Raw genomic sequence first — 18,540 nt, 5'->3', positions numbered from 1 at the left:
ACATGAAGCCAATCCAGCTTCATGTCTGAATCCCGCTCTGGAGCGGAGCGCCTAGTTCCAGATATGCAGGCAGCATTTCCAGCCGTCGTCGCCCTGGCGTTCATAGACGTTCACCAGGCTTCCCCCGAAGCTCTGCGGCTCGCCGTCTTCGCCGGGCCCCGTCGCCGCCCACTTGGCGATCTCGTAGGTCAGGTCGCCTTTGACGTGGACGTCCAGGATCTCGATCCTGTGGTCCTTGAAACCGGCGTCGATTACGGATTTCCAAAACCCTTGAATGCTCTCCGCGCCGGTCACTACGTCGTGCGTATGCGGCAAGACCGTTGCCTCGGTGGTATACAGAGTCGCCACCGCGACCGCGTCGCCACTGTTGAATGCGGCGTTCCAACGGTCGTTGTTGGCCTTGACGATGTCACGAATGGACTGAGTGTCGCTTGTCACCACCATCTTTCCCCCCTCGGAAACCGGGCAGCAATGCCTCCATGGCAAGTCGCATCACCGCGCCTTCGCCCATGACCTCGACGATGCGCCTGGGGCACACGTCCCTCTTGGGGGCGATCGACTGCTCGCTGCGCGCCTCCTGCGCGATCGGCCTGCGTGTCCGATCCTCCTCCTGAGGCGGCCATCGGCAGGCACGTCAGCGATCAGCATTCCGACCAGAAGGCCTTCAGTCTTCGATCGCCCTCGAAGAACGATAGCGCAGTGTCGGTGGGGTATCTACGCCTCCGACCTCCGGTCCGGGCGATCCACGGTCTCGCAGGACGCCCCAGGGATCGGCTATCGCGGCGCGTACCTTGGGATGGCGGGGTGTCCGCGGATCGGGTCCGCCCGACCCCAGGAGCGGACCTCCGAGGTCGGGCTGGCCTTGGTTCGAGGATGACACGAAACCGTCGTTCCATTGACGTAGGCTCGACAAATGTTTGAAGCTTCGGGAGCGGCACGCTTGGACGCGCCGCGTGACCACATCTGAGCTCGCGCGACGACGGGGGCAGAAGGTGACGGTAATTGACTTTACGCGCTGGTTTTTGGCGCTGTTCTTCGTCGGCGTCGCCGCGTTTTATACGCTTCGCATCCTTGCGATCATTCGTCGCACCCGGACCTCTCCGGTGTTCGCCGGTCATCCCGGGTCCCGGCACTGGGCAACCCACTTTGCCTTTCGGGTGTTTCGCGTTTTGATTCTCGGGGTTTGCGTTCTCCGCCTCGTGTGGCCCGGGCTCGACCGATACCTGGTCACCTTCGATGCCTTGTGGCATCCCCTCGTCCTCATCCTCGGCCAGGTCCTCTTGATCTCCGGGTTCTCGGCGGTCATCGCCATTCACTGGTACATGGGGCAGGATTGGCGATCCGGCACGCGCGCCGAGGACCAAACTCGACTGATCACCAAGGGTCCTTTCGCCGTCTCGCGCAACCCGATGATGCTGGGTGTGGTCGCGGCTCAGCTCGGCCTTTTCTTGGCCTTGCCATCGCTTTTCACGCTGGCCTGTCTGGTCGCCGGAACCTGGGCCGTGACGGCGCAGGTAGGCGTGGAGGAACGCTTGCTGTTGAAGCGCTTCGGCGCCGAGTACGAGGCCTACAGAGGCCAAACCCCGCGGTGGCTCATTCACCATTAGGTCGCGTGAGAAATCCCCGGTTGCCCTGCCCGGGCCGGAGCCCGTTTGCTGGCTCTCGTAGACGGCAGTCCTGTCCTGGGTTCGCGTCCCGTCCTTCGTTGCCGCCAGGAATAGTCACGCCGAGACGGCAGCCTAGAGAACCAAGTTCTCCTCGAGCGTGATGATCGCGATCTCTCGCGGAACGGCGCACTTCGCCGATCAAGGGCCCTCCGACACCCGCTCTCCGGGCAGCCCGCGTGACCAGGAGGTCCTGCGGGGCGCGACGCAAACGCCTGTCATGCGCGCGGCGCGCGCACTATGTTCTGGCTTGGGCCGTCAGATCCGGCGCTGCGCGAGGGCCCGACGACCCGATGGGGGAGGACAGGCCCATGCGACGAGCCATCAAGACGATCGGCCTCACGCTGGTTGCGGCGGCCGCGGTCCAGGTCGCTCTGCCGGAAGGCGCGGCGGCTTTCGAGCCGAAGGCGCACAATGATCTCCTCAACGCGACCCTCTGGACGCAGTCGTCGGTCGAGTTCAAGGCCAACAGCCTGGCGATTTACAGGCTCGCCGGGATCATGCTGGACGAGGCCCTGGCCGATACATCCCTGACCGCGGCCCCCGCCGAGCAGGGCAGCGGCTTCGGGGACAAGCCGCCGGCGGTCATCCTGGACGTCGATGAGACGGTGCTCGACAATTCGGCCTATCAGGCCTGGCTCGCGAAGACGGGCGAGAGCGCGGCCTTGAAGACCTGGGTTTCCTTCGTCCGCTCCGAGACATCGCGCCCGATTCCGGGTTCGCTCGAGTTCATCGAGCGTGCGGTGAGCAAGGGCGTGAAGGTCTTCTACGTGACCAACCGCAGGGCGCCTCAGGAGCAGGCGACCCGCAACAACCTCAAGGCCTTGGGCTACCCGGTCGACGAGACCGAGGATACCGTGCTGACGCGGGGCGAAAGCGAGGCCTGGAAGTCGTTCGAGAAGAGTCCGCGGCGCGCCCACATCGCCGAGACCTACCGTGTCGTCATGATGATCGGCGACAACTTCGGCGACTTCGTTGACGGCTACAAGGGCTCCCCGGCGGCGCGGCAGGCGCTCTTGACCGAGCACAGGGACATGTGGGGCAGCCTGTGGTTCGTGATCGCCAACCCCATGTACGGCTCCTGGGAGTCCGCGCCCTTCGACCACGACCGGACGCTGCCGGGCGCGCAGCGCCGCCAGGCGAAGTACGACGCCATGACCATCTGGGCGGGGCCCTGAGCGATCCATCAAGCCCGAATGCCGGACCTCACCCTGGGGCCGCAGGGAAGTCCGCGGAGGTTGCGTCCTGACTGCGCCCGCCGGGGGCAAGGCGTCTCCGCACGACCGCGTCTGGCGCGCGTCGGGCCCCTGAAGTGCAGACCTTCGCCGTCAGTCGCGGTCGGGCAGCTCCCGTTCCAACCAGTAGGCCTGGTCGGAGAGCAGCTCGGACAGGGCCTCGGGCCGTTTCAGCGCCTCTGCATGGGGCAGGACCTCGAGGTCGTGACTGGCGAAGTAGCCGTCGAAGGTGACCTTCTCGGCGTCCAGCGGCCAATAGTGACCGTCGAGGTAGACCACGATCTGGCCGATGTCGAAACGCGCGAACTCGCGCGCCATGGCGTCGGCCCAGTCTTCGAGTTCCTGCTCCGAGACCGAGTCGAGCCCACGGCGCCGCACCTCCCTGCGCCCTAGCTCGATGATCGGTACGTCCGTCTCCCGCACGATTCCGTAGGTGAAGGCCTTCGCGCACTTCGCGCAGGAGATCAGCCAGCCGCAGCCACACCAGGGGCAGTCCAACTGCCCGGTCGACATGGCCGGCGCGTCCTGGCATTGGCAGTGGGAAATCACGTCGTCGTTGGCCTTGAACAGGAATTTCGGCATGGGTCACCTGGCGCAATGGGGAACCGGCGAGGCGCTGCCGCCAGGGGCGGCTTTGCCCGCCTGCGTCGTTCTCGACGATAATGCCTGCCTCGGAGCGAATCCGTTAACTCAGGCCTGCTTCGCGCGAATTTCCTCGCAGATGGCATCGAAAAGCTGGAGGTAGCGCTGCTCCAATTCGGCCGGAGGCAGGGCGAAGGCGGCATGGGTGGTCGGCAGCTTCAGGTCACCTGCCAGCTCCGCCGCCTCGGCCTGGAAGTCCGGGTAGAGATCGCCGGCAGCCGAGAGGTCGCCGGCGTTCCGCATGCCGTAGTCGGCGACCCAGAGGCAATAGATCAGCCGCTCGAGGGGCTGCAGCGCGGCCGGCCCCTGCGCCGCGCGCTTTTGGATGACCTCGTCGCCCGCGTCGAGGATCCAGGTCTCGTTGTCGTCTTCCATCACACGGCCAGCGTCTTTCAATACAGCAGATGCGCCCGGCGCTCGTTCAGCCAAGCCTGCGCCTCCGACGCGGCCAAGCATGGCGACGCGAGTGGTTCTTTGCAACGGGCTCTATCCGGTCATCGGAGGCACCGAAAGGAATCAGCCAATCCTCGCGGGGTGCCGGAACCGGAAGAGCTTTCGAATTCGTCAAGCACCCTCCGGCTCCGGGTTCGTTGGCGCTGTGTCAGTCGTCATCGTCGTCGTCGTTCGGGCTCTCGATCACCTCGAAACCCAGCTTCTCCGAGGGAATGCAGAGCAGCTTGGGATCGCCGACCTCCAGAACCTGCTCGCCGAACTGGTTGGAGGCGAGCACAGCGAGCTCGTCGTCGTACTCAGGGCCGGGCACACGAATCCGATAGCAGGTCAAGTGGGACGAGGAATCCAGGATTCCCTCACCGTTCTTATCGACCGGATTACAGAAACGCTTCGGGCGCTTCACGATCACCCCGCGCGCGGTCGAGGACCCATCGGAGAGGTCGACCGTTGCGTTCAAGCCGTCCCCCTTGGCCTCGTAGCACTTGAAATGGTCGAGGACCAAGTCCGAGGGCTCCTCATTCTTCCTGGAGGGAACGCAGAGTGATTTCGACCTGCCCGTGGTCAGCACTTGCTCCCCGAACTGATTTTCGATCGTGACCTCGCGCAGAACCGAAGCGCTATCGTCGTCATCGTCATCGTCATCGTTGCCACTGACCTCGATCTCGTAGCAGGCCAGGTGCGCGCTGGGGTCGGGGATTCCCCCGCCGTCCTTATCGACCGGACTGCAGAAGCGCGTCGGCTCGTCGACCAGCGCTTCCATCGCTTCGAACTGATCCTCGAGCGAGACGACGATGTCGATGTCGGCGCCCTCGGCCTCGTTGCAGCGGAAATCCGCGACCGGAAGCTCTTCGGCGAAGATCTTGATCACGCGGCCGCGTCGCAGGTCGGTCACGTACAAGCTATTCTGCCCGTCGAAGGCGAGACCGTTAGGTATCATGAACCCGGTGGCGAACTCGGTTTCGGTGCCGCTGACCTCGTCGATGGTCACGAGCCGGCCGGCATTGGTGACATTCTCGTCGGTGACGTAGATCTCCTCTCCAAAACGCCCGCCGGGGCCAAAGGCGATGCGCCTTGCCCCCGACAAGTTCGCGACCTTGACCGTGTCGGCCGGCGTGCACTGGTCGATCCGAAAGAGCCCGGCTCCCGCGGCGAAACGGGTGGCGAAGAGCCGATCGCTTTCGTCGAAGGCGACGCCCACGCCGATCGAGCCCAGGGTAACGCAGAGCGTCGTGCTCTCGCCGCAGACGACATCGTAGATGTTGCCGTTGAAGTCCATGACGACGATCCGGCCCTGGCTGTCCACGTCGACGTCCTGCAGATTGCCGGGCACGGGCTGGCAGACCTCGTCGATCCCGCCGTCGAGGGAGTTGACGATGGTGATCTGCGGGCTGTCCGTGACCAGGATCCGCCCCGTCGTGTCGACGGTGACGCCGTCCGGATCCGCAAAGGGATCGCTGGTGGCCAGCAGCTCGCCGGCAGGGGAAAATCTCTTGACCGGGTTCTGACCTGTGGTGAAACCGGTTTCGGTGACCAAGACGTTCCCATTCGCTTCGACGGCGAGGGCGGTCGGCTGGAAGAGGCCCGCGACGAAGACCTCGCAGTCGAAACCCTCCTGCACCATAATCTCTGCGGCATCCGGAGACGAGCAAGGCAGGAGCGGCTCAGCCTCAGATCGTCCTCCGTAGAGAAAGCAAAGGGCGGTGATCACCAGGCCGCCAGCGATCATCCTGTTGGTGTTCGTGCATTGTGTGAACAGCATTTCCAGGCCTCCCGAACGTCATTGTCATCGTCGTCGTCGGCCAAGACCGCGCCCGCAGTGGAAACGGGTGACTACGTTGCGGCAATGCGGGACTTTGGAGCTGGGGCGTCTGCTGACATGACCGCCTCTCCATTGGGTCAAGTCGAGACAACGGCATAACTATACCACTTTTAGCATATAAAATATATGTCATATTGCGGAGAGTGGCCTGAGCGATTTCTGCCGGAAAACCCGGCTTCCGACGTGTGGGACCAAGCGGTTCCAGCCGAGACGGCTCGTCCGGGGTGGCAAGGGCGTCGAGGTTCGGCAGCGTTAGTCCGTTGTCGACACCAGTCGCTCTTAGGTGTCCGGGTTCAGTCCACCCGGTCCCTGAGGCTCAGAATGTAGGTGACGATGTCGTCGGTCTGCTGCGGGGTCAGGATGAGGTCGGGCATCTTCTCGTGCGGCGTCCTCAGGAAGACGCGCAGGCCGACCTCGCTCGCCGAAGGGTCGTTGGCGACCCGCTGGAAGGGCGGCGCGCCCTCGAAGGAGACCAGGGTGTCGCCCTTCTCGACCGCGTGACAGGCGGCGCAGACCTCGCGCGCCAGGCGCTCGCCCGCAACGATGTCGCCCACCGCTTGGCCGCTGGCCGGTGCGGGGGCGAGGAGCGGGCCGGGAGCCAGGAGGCCGACCAGGAGCAGGATCGCGATCCAGGTTCTCATTGGAACTTCGCTTTCGGGCTTGTGTTGTGCCTTGCCAGGGTCCGCGCCTTCGGTCGCACTCAATAGAGGAGATGGGCCCGGCGTTCGCTCAGCCAGGCCTGCTCGTCCGGGTTGGCCAGCGCGTCGAGGTCCCGGGGCGTCGCGGCCGGGTCGTCGACCCAGTCGCGCAGCTGCGGCCCGCCGCAGATGACGTCGATCGGCAGCTTGCCCTCCTCGTACTCGTAGGGGAAGTCGCGCCAGATCTCGTAGTCCGGATGGAGCCGGCGGAGCGCCTTGAAGGCCAGGGCCTGGAGGCGCCAAGGGCGGAAGGCCCCGTGGTCGTAGCCGGGGGCCTCGGCGTGGATCTGCAGGCCGTGGCAGAGCTTGCCCTGGTGCTTGTGGAAGGTCGGCTCGAACCAGCAGTCGCGCAGGCGGCAGCCGGCCAGCCATTCGGGCGCCAGGGCCTGCATCTCAGCGAGGAGCCGGCGCGCGTCGAGGTCGGGGGCGCCGAAGAGCTCGAGCGGCCGGGTCGTGCCGCGGCCCTCGGAGAGGGTCGTGCCTTCGAGCATCACCGTGCCCGGGAAGGCCCGCGCCATCCAGAGGTTGGGCGCGTTGGGGCTGGGGTTGACCCAGACCCGCGCGCCCAGTGGCCAGCCGAAGCCCGGCCCGGCCTCGGGCTGCCAGCCCTGCATCTCGATGACCCCGTAGTCCACGTCGAGGCCGAGGCTGGCGACGAACCACTGGCCGAGCTCGCCCAGGGTGAGGCCGTGGCGGATCGGCAGGGGGCCGGCGCCGACGAAGCTCTCCCAGCCGGGGCGCAGGCGCAGGCCCTCGACCGGCCGGCCGGCGGGATTGGGCCGGTCGAGCACCCGGACCGCCTTGCCGCGGTCGGCGGCCGCCTCAAGGACGTAGCGCAGAGTCGTGACGTAGGTGTAGATCCGGCAGCCCAGGTCCTGGAGGTCGACCATCAGGACGTCGAAGCTTTCCATCATCGCGTCCGTCGGCCGGCGAACCTCGCCGTAGAGGCTGAAGACCGGGATGCCGTGCACCGGATCGTCGTAGTCCGCCGTCTCGATCATGTTGTCCTGCTTGTCGCCGCGCAGGCCATGCTGCGGGCCGAAGGCGGCGCTGAGCCGGAGATCGCCGCAGGCGGCGAGCGCATCGAGGGCGTGGGTGAGGTCCGCGGTGAGCGAGGCCGGGTGGGCGAGGAGGGCGACGCGCTTGCCCTGGAGCGGGGCGCGCAGGGCGGGGTCGGCGATGAGCCGGTCGATGCCGAAGTTCATGGCCGCAAAGCTGCGGGAAGTTCCAGGGCAAAGCAATGGGAATGATGAAAGTCCGGCCGCCCCGGCGGATGCGCCAGGGCCCAGTAGGAGAGGCGGCCGCTTGCCTCCTCGATCACCGCCGAGAGGCCGAGCCGCCAGGGCGCGTCGGCCGACAGGTCGGGCAGACGGTCCAGCGCCAGATTGGCCCGCAGCTCGAAGGCCCCGTCCCGGGTCTCGACCGCGAGCCGCGGCGCCTCCACTTCGTGGGCAACCCGCATGCCCTCCCGGTAGCCCTCGAAGCTGTAGGCCGCCCAGCGCGTCGAGGGCGCGAAGTTAAATTCGTGGTAGGCGCCGCCCGGCCCGGTCCGCAGGAAGACCTCGAAGCAGCTGTGCTGCCAGAGACCTTCGGCGCGTGCGGGCGCGGACACGGGCGGCAGGCTGAGGCCGCCGATCTCGCCGGTCACCCGGTAGCGCAGCCGCAGGGCGCCGGGGCCCGTCCGCGCGGCCTCGACGGCGATCTGGATCACCGCGCCGCAGGGCGTCTCCGGGTGAGGCGTCAGGGGCTGGCGCATGGCGGCAGTGTAGCGGCGGCGGCAAGCGAGCGGACGGGATTTCCAGCCCTCGCCGCGACGCGCCTCAAGCGCCCCAGGATCGGGCGACCTTGCGGGCCAGCTCCTGGTTGAAGAGGCGTTCCATGGTCAGGCCCAGGGAGGGGGTGCGGCCGATCAGGCGGCGCAGGGGGCCGGCCGGCCAGGCGATGTAGCGGGCGCCCGGGGCCAGGGTCACCGTGGCGGAGGCCGGCGTGTCCAGGAGGAAGGCGACCTCGCCGATGAAGACGCCGGGGCGGACCGGGAAGGACTTGCCGGCCTTGTCGATCACGATCCCGCCGTCGAGCACGTAGTAGAGCTCGCGGACCGGCCGGCCCTCCCGGGTCAGGGTCGTCGTCGCCCCGGCCTCGCGCCACTGGGCGAGGCGCATCAGCCGGCGCAGCTCGCCCGGGCTCAGGACCCGCAGGGTCTCGAGGAAACGGCGCTCCTCCTCGCTCTGGCGGAAGTGCAGGCGCTCCAGGACCAGGCGCGCGATGCCGATCGCGTTGGCCGTGCCGAGCACCGCGCTCCAGAAGACCGGGGCCCACATCGGTTCGACCGCGTGGGCGTAGAAGTAGGCGACGTAAGCGAGGCTGCCGGCGAGGAGGAAGAGTCGCAGCAGCAGCTGGCGCCGCAGCAGCAGGCCCAGCACCTGCAGCAGCGCGGCGACGTGGATCAGCCAGCCGCTGTCGACGGTCAGCTCCTGCACGGCCACTTCCCCTCGTACAAAGGCGGCCGCCGCCGGCCGATCCGGCGCGCCGCGATGGGGCGGATCCTGCCACCGCCTCCGGGCCGGGCGTGTGGGCTTGGTCACAGGGCGGCCTGCATCGTCCTCGGCCCCGAGAAAGGTCCCGAGCGCGGGGCGAGGGCTTCCTGCGCCGCCGGGGTGTGACTTTCGCCACGTTTTGCCCTTCGGCCCCATGCTCTACTCGCGCGCGCTTCGGGGCCCGAAGGGCAGGACGCCGAGGGCCCGGTGGCGCGAGGTCGTTTCAACGAGATAATCGAGGGGGGTGTGATGCGCCGGACAGCCTTGGCTGCTTGTCTTGCGGTGGCCCTGGGCGCCTGCGCCCCGGACTTGTCGAAGGTGGCGGGCGACTACGCGGAGGCCGTGACCGGCGCCGACGAGGCCCTGACCAAGGTCGTCGATGCCAACACCTCGGTGCGCAAGCGGCGCAACTACAGCCTGATCGCCGACGAGCGGCCCACGCTGCGGACGACGGCCGCCTGCGGGCAGATCTTCGACCTGGCCGGCGGCAGCGGCGGCGCGGCGCCGTCGAGCCCGGGCGCCGCGGACGAAGAGGGGCGCGCCACCGCGCTTAAGGAGCGGCAGAAGTTGCTCGAGAAGGCGGCCGAGGACTGCGCCGTCGAGACCGCCGAAGGAGCGGCGGCGGCCGCCGCCCCGGCCGCGGAGCGCAGGCTCAGGGATCCGCTCTATCTCTGCGGAATCGACCCGGCCCACCTCACGGGCCTCGCAGAGGGCGGGGGCCTGGGCAACGGCAAGTCGGGCCAGATCCCGCCGCCGCCGCCGCGGGTCGAGGCCCAGGCCCGGGTGATGCCGGCCCTGGCGGCCTACGCGAGCGCTCTCAAGGAGGCGGCGGAAGCGAAGGACATCGAGGCGCTGGAGGAGGCCGCGCAGAAGGTCGCGGACGCCTTCGGCAAGCTGGCCGCGGCGGCGGGTCCCTACGGGGTGGCGGCCGCGCCGGTGGTGACGGCCGTCGGCAACGCGGCGGTCACACTCACCGGCGCCATCCTGCGGGAGAAGCGCTTCCGCTTCATCAAGAAGGTGGTGGTCGAGACCGATCCGGCGGTCAGGGACAGCGCGGCCATCGCCTGCCACGCGGCCCTGGTCTTGAGCTTCGAGATCGTGCGCGACGCGCGCTTCCGCCTCGGCGAGGCGGTCGAGGACTACAACCTGGCCAAGGACGCGAAGCGGAGCCTCGAAGAGGACCGCAAGATCTTCGCGCTGCTCGAGACCATGGATTCGGCCGTGGTCGTGCTGCGGGAGGTTGGGTCGGCGAACTACGTGGAGCCCCTGCTCGGCGTCTCGGCCGCGCATGCGTCGCTGAAGTCCGCCCTGGAGGATCCCGATCATGACTTCGCCGCGACGATCAAGCTTCTGAAGAAGCTGGCCGGTCAGCTCGAAGAGATCAAGAAGGCGACAGAAGCGCTGGCCGAAAGCTAGGACGGGGAGCGAGAGATGAGCGATACAGGACTCGATAGCAACGCTGCGGAACCCGTGCCGGGGACGGAGGCGCTGGCCGCAAACCGCGCGGGGCAGGCCGCCGAGATGGCCACGATCACGCGCTGCCTGGCGGAAGCCGAGGCGGTCTCGGGGGACCAGAGCCTGGACCTGGAGACGCGCAAGACCAAGGTCCGCGACCTGAGACGGTTGCGGAACCGGGCCAACGAGGCGCTGCGCGAGCTCGAGGACGACGAGCGAAGCCTCGTCGAGGACAGCCGCTACGCGAAGCAGGCCGTCGCGCAACTGGTCGCCGCGGCCAAGGCTCTGGCCGACGAGGTGGAGGGCGGCGAAGCCGTCGCCGAGCGCGTCACCCAGGTCGCCAAGCTGATCGACGGCGTCGCCGGCGCCTCCGACACCGTGCTCAAGGCGGTCGAGAACCAGGGCTGAGCGCGCGCCGCCCGCGCGGAGCCGAAAGAGCAGGGACGGCTTGATCTATTTCATGGTGGCGGCGCAGAATTTCTGCGTCCATGGCGATGCCCTCCGCTCGGGCGCGGAACGCACGGCCGAAGCCGGCGCCCGAGCGCAACGCTCGCCGCAGTCCCTCCGGAGTCGCGCCATGTCCTTCGCCCGCTATCCCAGCCTGAACCAAGCGGTGGTCTTCGTCACCGGCGGTGCCTCGGGCATTGGCGAGGAGATCGTGCGCGCCTTCGCCGCGCAGGGCTCCCAGGTCGGCTTCCTCGACATCGATGAAGCGCGCGGCGCGGCCCTGGCCGAGACCCTGGCGGAGCAGGGCGGGGCGGTCCGCTTCGAGGCCTGCGACCTGCGCGACATCGAGGCCCTGAAGCGCGGCTTCGCGGCGCTGCAGGACGCGCTGGGCCCGGCGACGGTGCTGGTCAACAACGCGGCGCGGGACGACCGCCACGCCTGGGAGGAGGTTAGCGCCGACTACTACGACGAGCGGATCGCCGCCAACCTGCGGCACATGTTCTTCGCCATCCAGGCGGTGGCGCCGGGCATGATCGCCGCCGGCAAGGGCTCGATCATCAACTTCGGCTCCAACTCCTGGTGGGAAGCGGCCGGCGGCATGCCGGTCTACACCTCGGCCAAGGCGGCGGTCCACGGCATGACCCGCGCCTTCGCCCGGGACCTGGGGCCGCACCGCATCCGGGTCAACACCGTGGTGCCCGGCTGGGTGATGACCGAGCGCCAGAAGGAACTCTGGGCGACGCCGGAGTCGCTCGAGCGCCACCGCCAGAGGCAGTGCCTGCCGGACCTGATCGAGCCGGTCTATCTGGCGCGCATGGTGCTGTTCCTGGCCTCGGACGACGCCGCCATGTGCACGGCCAACAACTACATGGTCGAGGCCGGCTCGATCTGAGGCCGGCCCGGCGGTCCTCCGGTGCCGCGGCTCCGGGCCATGCGCGGCGAAGCGCCGACCGGCTTCAGCGTCGGCCACATGCTGCAATCCGGGCCGCGGCCGCGCTGACTTCAGCCAGGCTTTCGGGCCGGGAAACGGACCGGGAAAGGAGCCGGCATCATGCCTATCACCGTCTTCTTCGACATCGGCGACACCCTGGTGGGGGGCTCGTCCTGGATGCCCGGCGCGCGGGACTGCCTGGGCGCGCTCAGCACGGCGGGGCTGCCACTGGGCCTGATCTCGAACACGGGGAACCTGACCCGGCCGCAGCTCGCCGCCGGCCTGCCGGGCGACTTCAGCTTCGACGACTTCCGGCCCGCCCTGGTGCTGCTCTCTTCCGAAGTGAACGTGGAGAAGCCGGACCCGGCGATCTTTCGCCTCGCGGTCGGCCGCGCGGCCGTCCCGCCGGAGGACTGCGTCTTCGTCGGGGAGAACCTGGTGGAGACCTGGGCGGCCCAGGCGGTCGGCCTGCGCGCGCTGCGGGTCGCGCGCTTCCCGCAGGACCTGCAAGGCCTGGCGCGGATGCTGGCCGGCTGACCCGACCGCCCCGGCCGCCCGTGCCGGCTCAGCCCTTCTTCAGCGCCCGCGCGATCGACTTCTCGACGGCGCCGCTGTGTTCGGCGCTTTGCAGCGTGCCGCAACAGCCCTTGAACTCGACGGCCTGGGGCTTGACCTTGGCAAGGCCGACCGGGCCGCCGAAGACCTCCCGGCGCGCGAACTGCGCGTGGATGAACTCCTTCCACTTCGCCTCGGGCTCGATCTCGATCATCTTCTCGGCGATGTCCTTGTAGGTCGCGTTTACCTCGGGGCCCTCCAGCAGCGCCAGGATGATCAGCGCGGTCATGTGCTTGCCGACCCGGAACAGGGTCTCCGCCTGATCGTACTGATCGGGCTTGTGGTAGTCCTCGAAGATGTCGGCGAGGATGTCGTAGAAGGCGCCGGTGAAGACCTGGGAGATCTGGTGGACCTGGGTCGAGACCTCGCTGAGCTTCAGGTCGTTGTCGGCGTTGCGCAGCCCCGTCCTGCGGCCGTGCAGCGCCTCGCCGAACTGCTCGGCGACCGCGGGGAAGAAGCCCTTGGCGTGCAGGTCGCCCTTGGAATGGGCGATGATCGCCTCGCACTGGTCCATCTGCGCGAGCATGGTGAGGATCGCCGTGATGTCGCCGAAGGACTCGTGCAGGCCGCCGGTCTGCGGATGCCAGCTGTCCCAATAGCCCGGCCGCAGGGAATCCAGCACGGCGTGTCCGACCTCGTGGGCGACGATGTCGAAGGACCGGCAGGTGTAGACCAGCGGCCTGGTCTCGTTGCCGCCGGGGTGGAAGTAGAAGAAGCGCAGCGACTTGAGGTCCCGGCTGTAATAGGCGTTGGCGTCGATGCCGGCGCGGGGGTAGACGTCGATCGGCGCGTTGCCGCCCCATTGCCAGTCGAAGTTCTGGGTGATGCCGTTCCGGTTCAGGGCGCGCCGGTACATGGTCAGGACCTGGCGGACCACGGCGAAGGTGTGGACGGCGTCGAACTCTATGGGGTTCTCCGCCGGATCGAAGAGGAAGTCGTCGTCCGAGTTGGCGATGACGTGCGGCATGCCGCGGATTGCGACGTCGGCGTCCTGTGGGCCGTGCTCGACGTCGGTCGAGATGTAGGCGGTCCGGACTCCGGCGCTGACGACGCTGGGATCCTGCTTCCAAATCCTGACTCTGCTGCCAGTCATGATGCACCTCCTCGGGCGGCTGGGCGGCCCGACCGCTCACCCGCTTTGCGATGATGAAGTTGTTGCGCGATCTTGCATTTCCGGTCGGCGTGACCCCGCTCGGCGCGGCGCGCCGCCGCCGAGGGGCGATTCCCCCCGTGCCGGCGGGCCGAGGGCGAAGCCTGGCAGACCCGCCGACGCTCCAGCGTGGGTTTCGTCACACTAGGGGATTTCCCTGAGCTGGCGCATAATCGTCGGGGACCGAAAAGCCGACACGGTCCAGGGGGACGAGGTGACACAGGAACCCGAGGCCTGGCCGCAAAAGGCCAGGGAACTGCACAACCATCATTTCGATTCGACGGTCTGGAACGACTTCCGCTTTCGCGACGACGACATCGTCATCGCCAGCTACGCGAAGGCCGGCACCACCTGGCTGCAGCAGATCGTCAGCCAGCTCATCTTCAAGGGCGAGGAAGGCCTGCCGGTGGCGGAGATGTCGCCCTGGCTGGACCTGCGGGTGCCGCCCAAGAAGGTCAAGCTGGCCGAGGTCGAGAAGCAGAGCCACCGGCGCTTCGTGAAGACCCATCTGCCGGTCGACGCTCTGGTCTTCTCACCCGAGGCCAAGTACCTCTACATCGGCCGCGACGGGCGCGACGTGGTCTGGAGCCTCTACAACCACCACGCCAAGGCCAACGCGCTGTGGTACGAGGCGCTGAACGACAGCCCGGGGCGGGTCGGCCCGCCGATCGAGCCGCCGCCGGACTCGGTCCGGCAGTACTACCGGGACTGGTTCGAGAAGGACGGCTTTCCTTTCTGGTCGTTCTGGGAAAACGTCGCCTCCTGGTGGGAGATCCGGCATCTGCCGAACCTGCTGCTGGTGCACTTCGGCCGGCTGAAGGCGGACCTGCCCGGCGAGATCCGGCGCATCGCGGCCTTTCTCGAGATCCCGGTCGACGAGGCCAGGTGGGAGGCCATCGTCGCGCACTGCGGCTTCGACTACATGAAGGCCAACGCCGAGGTCAGCGTGCCCCTGGGCGGCGCCTTCTGGGAGGGCGGTGCGGAGACCTTCCTGCACAAGGGCAGCAACGGCCGCTGGCGCGACGTCTTGACCGCGGAGGAGGCCGCTGCCTACGAGCGCAGGGCGCGCGACGAGCTTGGGGCGGACTGCGCCGCTTGGCTGCTGAGCGGCGAGCTGCCATGAGTCAGCGGGCGCGTGCCTCCCCCAGGGCCCGGCGGAGCCGTGCGTCGTGGCCGGTCGCCTCGGGCCGGCCCGGCGGCAGTGTGAGGCGCAGCTCGACCCTGTCGACCACGCAGAAGGCCTCGCAGACGGCGTAGTCCAGGGCCAGGCGGAGGTCCAAGGCCTCGCCGGAGCGTTCCGCGACCAGGGCGAGCGGCAGCAGGAAGGAGTCCTTGTAGCCCAGGGTGCTGACCGTCGGATCGCTGCCGTAGATGTAGGCCTTGGGCGCGGGCCAATGGATCTCGGCCTCGGCTAGGTTGCGCGAGGCGCTCCAGTCGAGGCGCGGCGCGACGCCGTAGTCTCCGGGGTTTTCGGAATAGAACTGCCATCCGGGCGCCAGCTCGACCTCCAGGCCGACCAGAAGATCGCGCGCGGCCTCGACCGCGGTGACGCCCGGCAGGAGCCGGAACCTGGCGAACTCCCTTTCGGTCCAGTCCGCGGCGAGGGCGGCCTCCGGCCGCTGGAGCAGGACCGAGCACAGCAGAGACAGGCACAGGACAGCGCGTGCCAGCGGGCCGCGCACCCGCGGACTCGAGAGCTTGCCTTCGGCGAGGGCCGTCATCCCGCGCGCTTCCGGGCGACCAGCCGCCGGATCAGCGGGAAGGCCCGGCGCCGCCAATCCAACTCGTTGGCGACCACGCGGCCGTCCACGGCAAGGATCCAGCGCGGCGCGCCCTGTCGGGCATAGGCGGCGTCGCGCACCCATCTCAGGTCCTCGGGCCAGTAGCGGTCCTCGTCGGTGCGCTGGAACAGCGGGAAGCGCAGTTCCCGGTAGCGGACGTGCGCGTATTCCTGGCTGCGGGCCCAGACCGGGTAGTCCCTGGCCTTGTAGGTGTAGCAGGGCGGGCAGTTGGCTGCGCCGATGTAGACGACGAGGATCTCCGAGGCCCCGGTGACCGCGTAGCTCGCTTCGTCGGCGCGGTAGCGCTGCGGGAACTTGCCGGTAAAGGCCTGGCAGGCGGCGAGGACCAGAAGGAGCAGAGCGGCGATCGCAAGCTTCATGTCGGCCCTCCCCCAGGGCGACGCGAACCCGGACCCAGGGAGCGGCGACCGTCCTCGGCGCCGGCGTCCTGGCGCGAAGGGCACGGCCCCTCACAGGATCGACCCTACACCTCCAGACGGAGGGAGTCAGGTCCAGCGCGCCTGCGCCGACGGCGTCGTGGCGTTTCAGCGGTGGGTGCGCGACGCCGCAACGCGCCGCCAGCTCGCGGCTCCTCGTCGTTTCGAGGTCCTCGCGGAGCTTGCCGGCCGCCAGCGAGAGCTTGCAGGCATGGTCGAACCTGCGTGCCGGGATGCCCGGATCGAGGCCGCGGACGTAGCAGCTGATCGCCACCATGTTCAGCTCGCCCTTGCCCAGGACCAGAACTGCGCGTCCAGGGCGGCGGGTCAGACCAGCGTCGCTCCGAGGGCGCGGCCCGGGCGCGCCAGGGAATCGATCCGCTCCAGGGTCTCAGGGGTCAGGCGGAGCTTCGCCGCTTGCGCGTTCTCATCGATCCGTTCCCGGCGGCGCGTACCCGGGATCGGCACGATGTCCTCGCCTTGGTGCAGCAGCCACGCCAGCGCGAGCTGCGCCGGAGAGATGCCAAGCTCCTCGGCCAGGTCCATGAGGGGCGCGAAACGGTCGCGGTTGGCGGCCAAGTTGTCCCCGGCGAAACGCGGGTTATTCTGACGAAAGTCGCCTTCGTCGAGCGCCGCGGGCGGTCCGGCCAGAAAGCCCGCGCCGAGCGGCGACCAGGCGACGAGGGCGATGCCGAGGTCGCGCAAGGTGGGCAGGAGCTCGGTCTCGGCCTCACGGCGCCAGAGCGAGTATTCGTACTGGACGGCCGCGATCGGATGCACCCGGTGGGCGCGCGTCACCTGGGCCGCGGTGACGTTGCTGAGGCCGAGATATCGGACCTTGCCGGCACGGACCGCTTCGGCCATCGCGCTCACGGTCTCTTCGATCGGCGTCTTCGGATCGAGGTAGTGGGCGTACCAGAGGTCGATCGCGTCGACGCCCAGGCGCTGAAGGCTGGTGTCGAGAGCCCGCAGGACGTAGTCCCGCCTGCCGTTGATCCGGAGCGAGAAGCCCCATCCCGTCGGCAGGTCGCTGGCCGTTTCCGCCTCGTCGAAGACGATGCCGAATTTCGTGGCGATGAAGGCCCGGTCGCGCCGCGGCGCCAAGGCGCGGGCCACGAGCTGCTCGTTGTGCCCGTTTCCGTAGGCATCGGCGGTATCGATCATCATCCCGAGATCGATCGCATGCCGCAAGGTCTCGACGGCCGCGTCGTCATCCGACCCGCCGTAGTAGCCTTCGAGAACCATAGCGCCGTAACCGAGACAGCCAACGGACGGCCCCTCTCTTCCAAGCAAACGCTGATCGATCATGATGGCCACCGCCGTAAAGTCCTCCGCTACCGACCCAAGGCGAGAATGCCTCCGGCGAAGCGCTCCGGATCGCATCTTGCCAGATCCTGATGATAGCGGGCCGGCGCAGCGGACGGAACCGCCGGGCTCTCCGCCGCGGTCCTTGCCGACGAATCGAGGCCTCGGCAAGGAGACGGGGGAGCCAAGACCCGGATCGCCTTGCAGCGCGAGATCGCAGCAACACCGCCCGAAAAGAGATTCCTGGGGGATCGCTCGCTCCGTTGTTCTACTATGGCTTGAGGTGGGCTAGGGTCGTAGCAGGATCGGATGAGACAGGGAGGGCATCATGGTCCGTTACGGCATCATCGCGCTGGCCTTCGTGCTGGTCGCTGCGCGGCCGGGCGCCGCGGCGGCAGAGGGCAAGGTCCCCACGATCGACGAGGTGATGCAGGCGATCGGGTTCACGGCCGAGGACGAGAAGGCGCTGCTCGCCGGCGAGATCGTTTCCCATGACCTCGATCGCGTCGGGGAAAAGGAGATCATCGCCGCGGTCGCCATGCGCCTGCCGGTCCCCCTGGCCAAGTTCGAGGCGGCCTACCCGGCGGGGAGCGACATCGAGCTCGACGCCAACAACCTCAGCTTCAGCCTGCTCGGCGCGCCGCCGAAGGACGGCGAATGGGCGAAGCTGGCCTTCGACGGCGGCGACAAGGACGAGCTCGGCAAGATCCTCAGGGCGAAGCCGGGCGATGACCTCAATCTTTCGGCCGAGGAGTTCGCGCAGCTGGGCGAGCGCCTCTCCGCCGTCTCCGCGGACCAGGACGGGGCCGCCGCGGCGGTCTCCGAGGCCTACCGCGACCTGATGAAGGCGCGCTTCGCCGCCTACCTGGAGCGCGGTCTGGACGGCGTCGCCGCCTACGATCGGGGCGGCGGCAAGGCGGTCTCCCCGGCCGAGGAGATCCGCATGACATGGCGTGCGGACGACGACTTCTTCGAGACCTATTTCCCCGCCCTCAACCGGGCTTTCCTGTCCTTTCCGCAGGACCAGCCGGCGGAGGTCGAGAACGAGTTCGCCTGGCGCAAGCAGAAGGTCGAGGGACGCCCGGCCTTCATCCTCCAGCACAACCAGATGCAACGGGGCGAGGACTATATTGTCTGGGCCAGCAAGCAGTTCTTCGTGGGCCACACCTACAATTCGCAGGTGACGGGCGGGCTGGTCCTGCCGGTGGAAGAGGGCTCGATCGTCTTCTACTTCAACAGCACCTCGACGGATAAGATCGCCGGCTTCTTCAGCGGGGTCGCCTCCTCGGTCGGGCAGTCGCGGATGAACGACTCGATCAAGTCCTACTTCGACTCGGCGCGCAAGAGGTCGTCGAACTGATCCTGGGGACC

General features: G+C 68.2%; 20 protein-coding genes. 8 read left to right on the top strand and 12 right to left on the bottom strand.

Translation table 11 applies throughout. The annotated features are described in order from the left end of the window. Positions 1-51: 51 nt before the first annotated feature. Positions 52-444 (bottom strand): DUF4440 domain-containing protein, encoded by a 393-nt coding sequence (locus tag QNJ30_19220; GenBank protein MDJ0945604.1) that lies wholly within the window; start codon positions 442-444, stop codon positions 52-54. Positions 445-953: 509 nt separating this feature from the next. Here QNJ30_19220 and QNJ30_19215 point away from each other — a divergent pair. Both QNJ30_19215 and QNJ30_19210 read left to right on the top strand, forming a co-directional pair. Then, positions 954-1,607 carry an isoprenylcysteine carboxylmethyltransferase family protein gene (locus QNJ30_19215; protein ID MDJ0945603.1) on the top strand — a complete coding sequence of 218 codons (654 nt, stop codon included), beginning with the start codon at positions 954-956 and terminating at the stop codon, positions 1,605-1,607. A 368-nt stretch (positions 1,608-1,975) separates the two neighbouring features. Further along, the gene (locus QNJ30_19210) at positions 1,976-2,842 is read left to right on the top strand and encodes an HAD family acid phosphatase (protein MDJ0945602.1); all 867 of its coding nucleotides are present in this window, start codon (positions 1,976-1,978) and stop codon (positions 2,840-2,842) included. A 150-nt stretch (positions 2,843-2,992) separates the two neighbouring features. Here the strand turns inward: QNJ30_19210 and QNJ30_19205 are convergent, their stop codons facing one another. The 7 genes from QNJ30_19205 to QNJ30_19175 form a co-directional block, all read right to left on the bottom strand. Beyond that, a complete protein-coding gene (locus tag QNJ30_19205) occupies positions 2,993-3,481 on the bottom strand; it encodes a hypothetical protein (protein MDJ0945601.1) in 489 nt (162 codons plus the stop codon). Positions 3,482-3,589: 108 nt separating this feature from the next. Next, entirely contained in the window at positions 3,590-3,916 is a 327-nt protein-coding gene (locus tag QNJ30_19200) for a hypothetical protein (GenBank protein ID MDJ0945600.1), read from the bottom strand. A 226-nt stretch (positions 3,917-4,142) separates the two neighbouring features. Next, positions 4,143-5,753, bottom strand: a complete 1,611-nt coding sequence (locus QNJ30_19195; GenBank protein MDJ0945599.1) for a hypothetical protein — start codon at positions 5,751-5,753, stop codon at positions 4,143-4,145. A 353-nt stretch (positions 5,754-6,106) separates the two neighbouring features. Next, the gene (locus QNJ30_19190) at positions 6,107-6,454 is read right to left on the bottom strand and encodes a c-type cytochrome (protein MDJ0945598.1); all 348 of its coding nucleotides are present in this window, start codon (positions 6,452-6,454) and stop codon (positions 6,107-6,109) included. Between the two features lie 59 nt (positions 6,455-6,513). Next, positions 6,514-7,716: a DUF1343 domain-containing protein gene (locus tag QNJ30_19185; GenBank protein ID MDJ0945597.1), complete on the bottom strand. Its 1,203-nt coding sequence runs from the start codon at positions 7,714-7,716 to the stop codon at positions 6,514-6,516. Further along, entirely contained in the window at positions 7,713-8,267 is a 555-nt protein-coding gene (locus QNJ30_19180) for a DOMON-like domain-containing protein (protein ID MDJ0945596.1), read from the bottom strand. The genes QNJ30_19185 and QNJ30_19180 overlap by 4 nt, the downstream gene beginning before the upstream one ends. A gap of 64 nt (positions 8,268-8,331) precedes the next feature. Beyond that, on the bottom strand, positions 8,332-8,991 hold the full coding sequence (locus QNJ30_19175) for a cyclic nucleotide-binding domain-containing protein (GenBank protein MDJ0945595.1): 660 nt from the start codon (positions 8,989-8,991) through the stop codon (positions 8,332-8,334). A gap of 306 nt (positions 8,992-9,297) precedes the next feature. Here QNJ30_19175 and QNJ30_19170 point away from each other — a divergent pair, with 306 nt between their 5' ends. From QNJ30_19170 to QNJ30_19155, 4 genes are all read left to right on the top strand, one after another. Beyond that, entirely contained in the window at positions 9,298-10,464 is a 1,167-nt protein-coding gene (locus QNJ30_19170) for a hypothetical protein (GenBank protein ID MDJ0945594.1), read from the top strand. Between the two features lie 15 nt (positions 10,465-10,479). Continuing rightward, positions 10,480-10,911, top strand: coding sequence for a hypothetical protein (locus QNJ30_19165; GenBank protein MDJ0945593.1), 432 nt, complete (start codon positions 10,480-10,482; stop codon positions 10,909-10,911). Positions 10,912-11,080: 169 nt separating this feature from the next. After that, positions 11,081-11,842 (top strand): SDR family oxidoreductase, encoded by a 762-nt coding sequence (locus tag QNJ30_19160; protein MDJ0945592.1) that lies wholly within the window; start codon positions 11,081-11,083, stop codon positions 11,840-11,842. Between the two features lie 159 nt (positions 11,843-12,001). Next, complete coding sequence (locus QNJ30_19155; GenBank protein ID MDJ0945591.1) at positions 12,002-12,418, top strand: HAD family hydrolase; 417 nt, start codon at positions 12,002-12,004, stop codon at positions 12,416-12,418. A gap of 28 nt (positions 12,419-12,446) precedes the next feature. On the opposite strand, the gene QNJ30_19150 is transcribed toward QNJ30_19155, so the two are convergent. Further along, positions 12,447-13,589: a hypothetical protein gene (locus tag QNJ30_19150; GenBank protein MDJ0945590.1), complete on the bottom strand. Its 1,143-nt coding sequence runs from the start codon at positions 13,587-13,589 to the stop codon at positions 12,447-12,449. 271 nt (positions 13,590-13,860) lie between these two features. Here QNJ30_19150 and QNJ30_19145 point away from each other — a divergent pair, with 271 nt between their 5' ends. Continuing rightward, entirely contained in the window at positions 13,861-14,769 is a 909-nt protein-coding gene (locus QNJ30_19145; protein MDJ0945589.1) for a sulfotransferase domain-containing protein, read from the top strand. A gap of 1 nt (position 14,770) precedes the next feature. Here QNJ30_19145 and QNJ30_19140 read toward each other — a convergent pair whose 3' ends face one another. The 3 genes from QNJ30_19140 to QNJ30_19130 form a co-directional block, all read right to left on the bottom strand. After that, positions 14,771-15,367 (bottom strand): protein-disulfide reductase DsbD family protein, encoded by a 597-nt coding sequence (locus QNJ30_19140; protein MDJ0945588.1) that lies wholly within the window; start codon positions 15,365-15,367, stop codon positions 14,771-14,773. Continuing rightward, complete coding sequence (locus QNJ30_19135; GenBank protein MDJ0945587.1) at positions 15,364-15,807, bottom strand: hypothetical protein; 444 nt, start codon at positions 15,805-15,807, stop codon at positions 15,364-15,366. The genes QNJ30_19140 and QNJ30_19135 overlap by 4 nt, the downstream gene beginning before the upstream one ends. 384 nt (positions 15,808-16,191) lie before the next feature. Beyond that, on the bottom strand, positions 16,192-17,172 hold the full coding sequence (locus QNJ30_19130) for an aldo/keto reductase (GenBank protein ID MDJ0945586.1): 981 nt from the start codon (positions 17,170-17,172) through the stop codon (positions 16,192-16,194). Positions 17,173-17,497: 325 nt separating this feature from the next. On the opposite strand from QNJ30_19130, the gene QNJ30_19125 reads away from it, so the two are divergent. Further along, positions 17,498-18,529 (top strand): hypothetical protein, encoded by a 1,032-nt coding sequence (locus QNJ30_19125; GenBank protein ID MDJ0945585.1) that lies wholly within the window; start codon positions 17,498-17,500, stop codon positions 18,527-18,529. The last annotated feature ends 11 nt before the right edge of the window (positions 18,530-18,540 follow it).

Source organism: Kiloniellales bacterium, assembly GCA_030066685.1.
Taxonomy (GTDB): Bacteria; Pseudomonadota; Alphaproteobacteria; order Kiloniellales; family JAKSBE01; genus JAKSBE01.
This window is presented reverse-complemented; position numbering and strand designations above follow the sequence as displayed.